General features: G+C 66.0%; 12 protein-coding genes and 1 pseudogene. 1 reads left to right on the top strand and 12 read right to left on the bottom strand.

What is annotated here, in order from left to right; all coding sequences use genetic code 11:
- The 12 genes and pseudogenes from VL52_RS22245 to flgB all read right to left on the bottom strand — a co-directional run.
- Window positions 1–200, bottom strand: a pseudogene (locus tag VL52_RS22245) (hypothetical protein); the annotation flags it as partial.
- A gap of 3 nt (window positions 201–203) precedes the next feature.
- Entirely contained in the window at window positions 204–1,112 is a 909-nt protein-coding gene (flgL, locus tag VL52_RS22240) for a flagellar hook-associated protein FlgL (RefSeq protein ID WP_046159090.1), read from the bottom strand.
- Window positions 1,113–1,121: 9 nt separating this feature from the next.
- Entirely contained in the window at window positions 1,122–2,489 is a 1,368-nt protein-coding gene (gene flgK / locus VL52_RS22235) for a flagellar hook-associated protein FlgK (protein WP_046159089.1), read from the bottom strand.
- Window positions 2,490–2,501: 12 nt separating this feature from the next.
- Window positions 2,502–2,924 (bottom strand): rod-binding protein, encoded by a 423-nt coding sequence (locus tag VL52_RS22230; protein WP_046159088.1) that lies wholly within the window; start codon window positions 2,922–2,924, stop codon window positions 2,502–2,504.
- Window positions 2,924–4,030 carry a flagellar basal body P-ring protein FlgI gene (locus tag VL52_RS22225; protein WP_046159087.1) on the bottom strand — a complete coding sequence of 369 codons (1,107 nt, stop codon included), beginning with the start codon at window positions 4,028–4,030 and terminating at the stop codon, window positions 2,924–2,926. The genes VL52_RS22230 and VL52_RS22225 overlap by 1 nt, the downstream gene beginning before the upstream one ends.
- Before the next feature lie 8 nt (window positions 4,031–4,038).
- Complete coding sequence (gene flgH, locus VL52_RS22220; protein WP_046159086.1) at window positions 4,039–4,692, bottom strand: flagellar basal body L-ring protein FlgH; 654 nt, start codon at window positions 4,690–4,692, stop codon at window positions 4,039–4,041.
- Window positions 4,689–5,477 carry a flagellar basal-body rod protein FlgG gene (flgG, locus tag VL52_RS22215; protein WP_046159085.1) on the bottom strand — a complete coding sequence of 263 codons (789 nt, stop codon included), beginning with the start codon at window positions 5,475–5,477 and terminating at the stop codon, window positions 4,689–4,691. The genes flgH and flgG overlap by 4 nt, the downstream gene beginning before the upstream one ends.
- A 24-nt stretch (window positions 5,478–5,501) precedes the next feature.
- Window positions 5,502–6,233 carry a flagellar basal body rod protein FlgF gene (locus tag VL52_RS22210; RefSeq protein WP_046159084.1) on the bottom strand — a complete coding sequence of 244 codons (732 nt, stop codon included), beginning with the start codon at window positions 6,231–6,233 and terminating at the stop codon, window positions 5,502–5,504.
- A gap of 4 nt (window positions 6,234–6,237) precedes the next feature.
- Window positions 6,238–7,419: a flagellar hook protein FlgE gene (locus VL52_RS22205; protein WP_046159083.1), complete on the bottom strand. Its 1,182-nt coding sequence runs from the start codon at window positions 7,417–7,419 to the stop codon at window positions 6,238–6,240.
- Window positions 7,420–7,438: 19 nt separating this feature from the next.
- Window positions 7,439–8,107 carry a flagellar hook capping FlgD N-terminal domain-containing protein gene (locus tag VL52_RS22200; RefSeq protein ID WP_046159082.1) on the bottom strand — a complete coding sequence of 223 codons (669 nt, stop codon included), beginning with the start codon at window positions 8,105–8,107 and terminating at the stop codon, window positions 7,439–7,441.
- Window positions 8,104–8,508: a flagellar basal body rod protein FlgC gene (gene flgC, locus VL52_RS22195; protein WP_021477632.1), complete on the bottom strand. Its 405-nt coding sequence runs from the start codon at window positions 8,506–8,508 to the stop codon at window positions 8,104–8,106. The genes VL52_RS22200 and flgC overlap by 4 nt, the downstream gene beginning before the upstream one ends.
- Before the next feature lie 3 nt (window positions 8,509–8,511).
- Complete coding sequence (flgB, locus tag VL52_RS22190; protein ID WP_011135253.1) at window positions 8,512–8,865, bottom strand: flagellar basal body rod protein FlgB; 354 nt, start codon at window positions 8,863–8,865, stop codon at window positions 8,512–8,514.
- A gap of 130 nt (window positions 8,866–8,995) precedes the next feature.
- Between flgB and VL52_RS22185 the strand changes: the two genes are divergently transcribed.
- Window positions 8,996–9,236, top strand: a 241-nt coding sequence (locus tag VL52_RS22185) for a hypothetical protein (RefSeq protein ID WP_046159081.1), incomplete at its 3' end; no start/stop codon positions are given.

Below are 9,236 nucleotides of genomic sequence, written 5' to 3'. Positions count from 1 at the left end.
CACTGCGCGGCGCTCAGCTGCTCGTTGAGCTGGGTGCTGTAGCGCCAGCCGCTGGCGGCCCCGGCCGACGGACGCGGACTCTCCAGCGCCGGGCGCGCGGCGGCAAGCGCGCGCGGGCTGGCCGCCGCGACGGCCGCGCCGTCCTTGCTCCAGCGCTTGTCGCCGCTGGTCTGCTTGATGCCGCTGAACGTGGTGGACATGGCTTAGATCACGTCGAACAGCGTCAGCTGGCTGACCTTGCCGTAGGCTTTCTGGCTGGTCTGCAGCGCCATCGACAGATTGTTCATGTCGATATAGGCGGTGGCGTAGTCCAGGCTGCCCAGCTCGATGATGCTTCCCTGGTTGGCCAGGCTCAGACTGTCATGGTTGCCGTCCAAGGTCTTGAGCACGTTCTGCGCGCCGCCCAGCTCGGAAATGGTGCCGCCGACTCGATCCAGCGCGGCGTCCACGCCGTTCATCACCTCGCGCATGGTGGCGCCCACCGCCGGGTCCTTGCTGTCCAGGGTAGGGCTTTGCAGCGTGGCGATCGCCTTGTCCAGCTGGTTGAGCAAGGGGGCCATGGCCTCCAGCGTGACATTGGATGTCTGGGTCACGCCCTCGCCCACGGTCACCTGCTGCCGGTCGCTGTTGCCGTTGTAGCGGTAGCGGCTGCCGGCCGGCTGAGCGTCGTCCACGGCAATGGTGGCGCTGTTGACCGCGCTGCCTGAGAACATGTAGCGGCCTTCGCTGTCCTTGGTGTTGGCCGCGTACAGGATGCTGTCGCGCAGACTGGCCAATGGCGAGGCCATCGCCTTCAGGTCGTCGGTCGCCGGCTGGTTGGCCGCGGCCACCAGCAGGTCGCGCGCGTCGCGCAAACTGAAACTGATGCCGCTCAGCAGCGTTTCGTTCTTGGTCAGCTGCGACTTGAGCGCGCCGATATTGTCGCGGTACTGCTTCAGCGACGCCTCTTCGCGCTGCAGACGCAGCAGGCGCACGCTGGCGATGGGATTCTCCGACGGCACGAGCATGCTCTGGCCGCTGGACATCTTCTGCAAAAGCTCTGACATGCCGGAACTGCTGTTCTGCATGGCCAGCAGCACGACGGATTGGTACTGGTTGCTGGAAATACGCATGCTAAGTCCTTACAGGATGGCCAGGGTGCTTTCGAACAGCTGGTTGGCCACCGAGATCACTTTCATATTGGCCTGGTACATCTTCTGGAATTCGATCAGGCTGACCGCCTCTTCGTCCCGCTGGACGCCCGAGGTCGCCTGCCAGCTCTTTTCCGCCTCGGCGCGGATCACATTGGCGGTGTCCAGCCCGGCCTTGTTCGCCTGGCTGGAAATGGCGAGGTGGCCGATCATCTGCGAATAGGCGTCGCCCAGCGTCACATTGCCGACGCCGGCCAGCGGGAAAGCTTGCTGCTTGACCTTCAACACCTCGAGCAGATTGTCGTTGTTGCCGGGCTTGGCCGGATCGGCGGAAAAACCGAGCTCGGAGGCAAGGATGCCGGTGCTCTGCAACAGGCCGTGGGCGGCGCCGGCGTCATAGCGGAACAACGGCTTGCCCGGCTGGCCACTCATGTCGTAGCCCTTGGCCAGCTGGTCGTTGACGCGGGCGGCCAGTTCGCCGGCCAGCGTGCGCACCTGGGCCTGGACCGGCCGCAGATTTTCCGCTTCGAAGCGGTTGAGCCCGCCCAGCTGGCCGCCGAGATCAGAACCCGCCATCGCGTACTTTTCGGTGCCGAAAGCCAGCTTCAGTTGCTGGCTGCCATCCGGCTGGGCCTCGCTGGACAGTGTGGCGGCGCTGTCGGAGGCCACCAGCGGCAGGCCATTCTTCAGCGAAATGGTCTTGCTGCCGTCCGGCTGCGCCACCACCCTCACCTCGATCAGCGAGGACAGCGCGTCGATCTGGCGATCGCGCTCGTCCTCCAGGCCGGATGTGTTGATGCCCTGGGCCTTGGCCGACGTCAGCTTCTCGTTCAGCATCGCCAGATTGGCGGTGGCGCTGTTGATCTGCGTCAGCGTGGCGTTGCGCTGTTCGGCGATGGCCCCCAGCTGCGAGGTGAGCACGCCGTCCAGGTTGTTGAAGCGCTGCGCCAGCGCGCCGGCCGAGCGGACCACTTGGTCGCGCATGGTGTTGGAGTCCAGGCTGGCGGCGTTCAGCGCGGCGAAGAACTGGTCGAAGCCTTCGGACAGGCTGCTGCCCTTGCTGCCCATCACCTTTTCCAGCTGGGTGAAATACGGCTGGGAAGCCGACATCGAACCGACATTGGAGCCGGCCTGCCATTGCAGCAAGTTCTTGTAATCGTCGCTGAAGCGGCGAACGTTGCTGACGTTGACGCCGTAGCCGGCGCTCAGCGGATCGCCGGCGCCCGGGGCCTGGGTGGCCAGCACCACGCCCTGGCGCGAATAGCCGGGCGTCTGCTGGTTGGCGATGTTCTGGCTGGCCGTGTTCAGCGCGACCTGCGCCGCCTGGGCGCCGGACAGCGCGTTATTGATCATGCGCATGGTTGGCTGTCATCACTTGGTGAGTGGGAACATGGGCGGGGCGAAGGCCGCCAGCCCCTGGCCGGCATCCCGGCCCTGCTTCAGACTGGCGACGGCGGCGTCCACATCCTTAACGGGAATATTCCCATTCTCCGGCAGCAGCTGCGCCAGGATGACCTTGGCGATGCCGAAAGTGCGCTGGCTGGCCAGCTGGTCGGCCAAGGCGCCGTCGGCGATGTCCAGCATGTCGGCGTTCATCGAGTTGGCGAAGACGCTGTCCTCGCCCGCCACCTCGCGGGTGGTCTTGCGCATCTGCTTGAACATCTCGCGGACGAACTGGGCCTCGAACATCTCGGCCGCCTTTTCCGCCTTCTTGCGGTATTCCGGACTGGCGGCCGCCACCGGCGCGTCTCCGCCGGCTCCGGCGGACGGGTTCTGCAAATCGTTGTTCAGCATCAGATCACCACCAGTTCGCCGTCTATCGCGCCGGCCTGGTCCAGCGCCTGCAGGATGGCCATCACGTCGTCCGGCGTGGCGCCGGTGCGATTGACCGTATCGATGATGGCGCGCAGGCTGGCGCCGGCCGGCCACTTGAACATCCGCCCCTGGCCCTGCTCCACCTGCACCCGGGAGTCGGGCACCACCTGAGTGGTGCCGTTGCTGAACGGGCCGGGCTGGCTGACCTGGGACGACTCGGAAATCACCACGCGCAGGCTGCCGTGCGACACTGCCGCCGGGCGCACGGTGACGCCCTCGCTGATCACCACGGTGCCGGTGCGGGAGTTGAACACCACGCGCGGGATTTCCGCGCCGACGTCCACGTTCAACTTCTCCAGCCGCGCAACGAAGGCCACGCGCTCGGTCGGATCGCCCGGCGCCCTCACCTCGATGGTGGTGGCGTTGCGGGTGGTGGCGATCTTGCCGTAGCTGCGGTTGATCGTCCTCACCACATTGGTGGCGGTCTCGAAGCTGGGGCGGCGCAGGCTCAGGCGTATGCTGTCACCCTGCTCGAAATCGCTGGGAATCTCGCGCTCGATCGACGCGCCGTTGGGAATGCGCCCGGCGGTGGGCGTGTTGACGGTGACGCTGGAGCCGCTCTTGCCCTGCGCCGACAGGCCGCCTATCACCACGCTGCCCTGGGCCAGCGCGTAGACTTCGCCGTTGGCCGCCTTCAACTGGGTCAACAGCAGCGTGCCGCCGCGCAGGCTCTTGGCGTCGCCCAGCGACGACACGGTCACGTCTATGGTCTGGCCGCGGTTGTAGCCGGGCGGCAGGCTGGCGCTGACCATCACCGCGGCCACGTTCTTGACGCGGGTGTCGGTCTTCTCCGGCATCTTCAGGCCGAACTGCTTGAGCATGTTGGCGACCGACTGGCCGGAGAACTTCACCTGCGAGTTGTCGCCGGTGCCGTCCAGGCCCACGACGATGCCGTAGCCTATCAGCTGGTTGTCGCGTATGCCTTCCACATTGACCAGCTGCCGCAGCGGACGGGCCGCGGCCGGCAACGACAACGCCGCCAGCAAGGCGGCGGCGATCAGGCTTCGAATCTGTCTCGATATCATGAAAAACCTTAGAACGGCATCAGCGGGCTGGCGAAGAAGCGCATCAGCCAGCCAGGACTGTTGGCGTCGGCCAGCGCGCCGCTGCCGGAATAGCCGATGCGGGCATTGGCGATGCGCAGCGAGGAAACGCGGTTGTCGGTGTCGATGTCTTCCACCCGCACATAGCCGGCCAGGCGCAGCATTTCCTCGCCCTGGTTCAGCGCCAGCTGCTTCTCGCCCTTGACCTGCAACAGGCCGTTGGGCAGCACCTTGTGCACCACCACGGTCAGCGAGCCGGCCAGCGCGTTTTGCTGGGTGGAGCTGGACGAGCCGTTGAAGTCGCGGTTGGCGTCGATGCCGACCTGAGCGTTGAAGGTGGTGTTGCCGATCAGCGAGGGGCCGATCTTGGCGCCGGACTTCTTGCCGAAGCTGGTGCCGGCCTGCTTGCTGGCCTGGGTGGTCTCTTCCAGCACCACGGTCAGCACGTCGCCGGGGCGGAAGGCGCGGTTGTCAGAGGTCAGCGACAGCGAGCCGCCGGACGTGAACACGCCGCCGCCGATCGGCTGCGAAGTCTGCTGCCGCATCAGCTCCGGCAACGGGTCCGGCTCCGGCGGCGGCGGCTGAAACTGGGCGCAGGCCCCCAGCAGCAAGGCCGCCAGCGGCGCGAGGCGGGCAAGCGTCATCGTACCGACTGGCCCAGCTGCTGCAGCATATTGTCGGCGGCGGACAGCACCTTGGTGTTCATCTCGTAGGTCCGCTGCGCGGCGATCATGTCCACCATCTCTTCCACCACCTGCACATTGGAGCCTTCCAGGCTGCCTTGCTTGAGCTTGCCCAGCGCGCCGCTGCCCGGATCGCCGGCATTGGCGTCGCCGCTGGCGTCGGTCTTCTGGAACAGGTTGTCGCCCAGCGCCAGCAGGCCGGCCGGATTGATGAAGCCGGCCAGCTGGATGCGGTCCACCGCTTCCGGCGTGGTGCTGGTGCCGCGGGTCACCGACACTTCGCCGGTTTCGCTGATGGAGACCTTGGAGGCGTCGGTCGGAATGCGGATTTCCGGCTCCAGCGGCAGGCCCTGGGCGGTCACCAGCACGCCGTCCTTGTTCAGGCCCAATTGGCCGGCCCGGGTGTAGCCGGTCTCGCCGTTGGCCATCTTCACCTGCAGGAAGCCCTGGCCGATGATGGCCACGTCCAGGCTCTGGTTGGTGGTGGTGATGTTGCCCTCGGTGAACACCTTCTGGCTGCCCACCAGCCGGGTGCCGTTGCCCATCTGCACGCCGGACGGCGAGGTATTGTTGTCGTCCACCTTGCTGCCGGGCTGCTTCTCGACCTGATAGAACAGGTCTTCGAACATCATGCGGTCGCGCTTGAAGCCGGTGGTATTGACGTTGGCCAGGTTGTTGGCGATGGCGGTCAGGCGCGCGTCTTGCGCCTGGATGCCGGTTTTGCTGATCCAAAGTGCCGGATTCATCGTATCTCCCAATCAGTCGGGCGTTCAGCCGCGCACTAGGCGGTTGCCCGCTTCGTTCATGTCGCTGGCGGCGTTGAACAGCTTCATCTGCATCTCGAAATTGCGGTTGAGCGTCATGGTGGACACCATTTCCTCCACCGCGGACACGTTGCTGCGCTCCAGGTGGCCGCTTTGCACGCGCACGCTGTCGTCCACCGGCAGCGGACCGCCCTGGCGCGCGGCGATCAAGCCGTCGGGGCGCTTGCCCACTTCGCGCGCCTCCGGCTTGACCAGCTTGAGCTTGTCCACCGGCTGCATCGCGGTGTCATCCGGGTTCAGCACGGAAATCGTGCCGTCGGCGGCCACGCTTGCCTTGAGAAAACCTTCGGGCAAGCGGATCTGGCCGCCGTCGCCCAGCACCGGGTGGCCGTTGACGCTGAGCCCGCCGTCGGCGCCCACCGTCATGCTGCCGGCGCGGGTGTAGGCCTCGCTGCCGTCCGGCGCGGCGACGGCGAAAAAGCCGTCGCCCTGCAAGGCGATGTCCAGCTCGCGGCCGGTCTCCACCACGGTGCCGTTGCGGTCGGACAGCGCGGTCGGCGCATTCAGGCTCAGCAGTCGGGCGTCGTAGCCGTAGCCGGGCACTTCCTGGCTGACGGCGGTGTCGATGTCGGCGCGAAAGCCGCCGGTTTCGGCGTTGGCCAGGTTATTGGCGTGGATCTGCTGCGCGCGCAGCATCCGGCCCGCCCCGCTCATCGCGGTGTAGATCAGCTTGTCCATCGCCTTACACCGCCTGCATCAGCGCCTGCATCACCTGGTTCTCGGTGGAGATCACCTTGGTGTTGGCCTGATAATTGCGCTGCGCGGTCATCAGCGACACCAGCTCGGAGGTGACGTCGACATTGGATTGCTCCAGCGAGCTGGTGACCAGCTTGCCGGCCATATTGCTGCCGGCCGGCGACAGCAGCGCCGGACCGGAAGCGGTCGACTCCTGCCAGCTGGTCTGGGAGGCCGCGGTCAGCGCGCCCTGATTGGCGAAGTTGGCGATGGCCAGACGCGCGACCACCTGCTTCTGATCGTTGCTGTAGCTGACGATGACTTCGCCCTTCTCGCCCAGGCTGACGCCGGTGCGCGCGCCCGGCGGATAGCCGTTGGCGGCGCTGCGGGTGGTGCTGCCTTCGCCGGCATACTGGGTGGTGCCGCTGTAGTCCAGCGCCACTTTCAGCGCGCTGGCGCCGGCCGGGGAGCCCAGGTCCAGGTCCACCGGAGCGGTAGGCTGCGTCATCTTGCCATTGGTGTCGAACTTGAGATCGGTGGTGGCGGCCAGCATCTTGTCGCCCAGCTGGTAGTGGACGGTGATGGTGCTGTCGGCGCTCTTGCAGAAGTACTGGGTCAGGTTGTGCTTGTTGCCCAGCGAGTCGTACACCGCGGATATCGTGGAATGGTTGAAGCTCTGCGACACGCCCTTGTCGAACGGCACTGTCTGCACCGCCCAGCCGGCCGACATGTTGCCGGTGTACTTCAGTTGGTCGCTGGGCTTGGCCGGAATGTTGCCGGTGGGAATCTGGATGTCGCCCAGCGCGCCCAGCACGCCGTCCTCGGACTGGCCGTAGCCCTGCACGCGGCCGCCGTAGTTGTCGATCAGATAGCCTTCTTTGTCAGTGTCGAAAATGCCCACCCGGCTGTAAGTCACCGCGCCGGCGGTGCTGCGCGACACATAGAAGCCGCGGCCGTCGATGGCGGCGTCCAGCGCGCGGCCGGTGTTGACCAGGCCGCCGTTGCGGCCGATGTTCTGGCTATTGGGATTGGCGTTGACGCCCATCGCCTGGCTGCCCGCGTAGGCTGAGGCGAAAGTCACCCGGCCGGACTTGAAGCCGTAGGTGCCGGAGTTGGCGATGTTGTCGCTGACGCTGCCCAGCTGGTTGTTGACGGCGTTGATGCCGGAAAGGGCGATCTCGAAGCTCATGGTTATCTCCGGGGTGACTTTAAGCGGAAAGCAAGGCGGATACGGAAGAAGCGGGGAAGTCGCCGATGCCGGCCAGGCTCAGCACCGGCTCGCCGCCGTTGACCGGCAGGCGCACGCCGCCGACCTCGGCCTTGAGCTCGAACAGCCCCTTGCTGCCGGACGCGGTGGACAGCTCCAGCTGGTAGTTGCCGGCGGCGAGATGGTAATCGGCCAGCTTGATCTTGAAATCGGACGCGCCCGCCGCGCGCTTGCCCAGCTCGATGCGGGTGCGCTGGCCGGCGGCGTCGGTCAGGATCAGCGTCGCGCCGTCCTCCTGGCCTGCCAGCGTCAGGCGGCCGTTCAGCTCGCCCTGGCCGTCGCTGCGGATGCGGTCGGTCTGCACCAGCACCGGCTTGCCCACCTGCGCGCCCAGCGCCACGCCCTGCAGCTCGCGCAGCATCGCGCCCTGGCTCTGCAGCTGCTTGAGCATGTCCTGGGTGCTCTGCATCTGGCTCATCTGCGCCAGCTGGCTGACGAACTGCGACGGATCGGCCGGATCCAGCGGACTCTGGTTGCGGATCTGCGCCAGCAGCAGCGTCATGAACATGTCGTTGGTCGGCTGGGCGCCGTTCTTGGCCACGTTCTGCGCGCCGTCCTTCTGGCCGCCGTTGGCGGCGAGCTGCCTCGATTGCGCCTGTTCCACGCTCATGCGGTATCTCCCAGTTTCAGCAGGTCCTGCTGCATGGTTTTCACTTTGGCCAGCACCTCGACATTGGTCTGGAAGGCGCGGGTGGCGGACAGCATGTCAGTCATCTCCTCCACCGCGTTGACGTTGCTGTAGAAAACATTGCCGTCGGTGTCGGCCAGCGGATTGCCCGGCTCGTGCGCCTTGCGCACCGGCTCCTGGTTCTGCACCACGTCCAGCACCTGCACGCCCATGCCCTCGCCCTGCATCTGGCTGCTGAACACCGGCTTGCGGCCGCGGTAGGCGGCCTGCTCGGTGCCGGCGGAGGTGTCGGCGTTGGCGATGTTGCTGGCCACGGTGTTGAGACGCACCGTCTGCGCGGTCATGGCGGAACCGGCGATGCGCGAGATGTCGCGGAATGACATGGTTTATTGCCCCGCTATCACTTTGGCCAAACCGTGCAGCTTCATGTTGATGAAGGTGAGGCTGGTCTGGAATTCGGAAACGTTCTGCGAGAACTCGGCCTGCTCGACGCTGAGCTCGACGGTGTTGCCGTCGCGGGACGGGTGGTTGGGAAGGCGGTACAGCAGATCGCCGCCGCCGTCGTCGAACGCCAATGGCGAATCGGCGGCCGCCGATGCCAGCGCCGCCTTGAAATCGATGTCACGCGCCTGATAACCCGGGGTGTTCTCGTTGGCGATGTTCGACGCCAGCACCCGGGTCCGATCCGCCCGCAGCCGCAAGGCCTCGGGATGGATGCTCAGGGCCTTGTCCAGATGCATGCCCATTGCCTTGACCCTATCAGTTCACTACCATGTTCAAGCTATTTACTATGAATAGCTATTCAATTGGAAAGCGATACTAATAAGCGCGCCCGTCATCGTATACGCAACAATTACCACGCAATTTGTAATGGAAAAATTCGCCAAAACCCGCTACGGCCTCGGCTGCCTGCTGCTCGCCATCGCCCAAACCGCCCTGGCGGCCTCCCCGGCCGAACAGGAAGTGGAGCGCCAGGCGCAGAAACTGGTCCGCCAGCGGCTGGCCGACGCCGGACTCGACCAGCCGGACATCCGGTTGCAGCTGCTGCCCCCGCGCGACCTGCCCGCCGCCTGCGCGGCGCCGTGGCCAGGCCGACGCCGGCCGATAGCCG

The sequence above is a fragment of the Chromobacterium vaccinii genome, from assembly GCF_000971335.1.
Taxonomy (GTDB): domain Bacteria; phylum Pseudomonadota; class Gammaproteobacteria; order Burkholderiales; family Chromobacteriaceae; genus Chromobacterium; species Chromobacterium vaccinii.
This window is presented reverse-complemented; position numbering and strand designations above follow the sequence as displayed.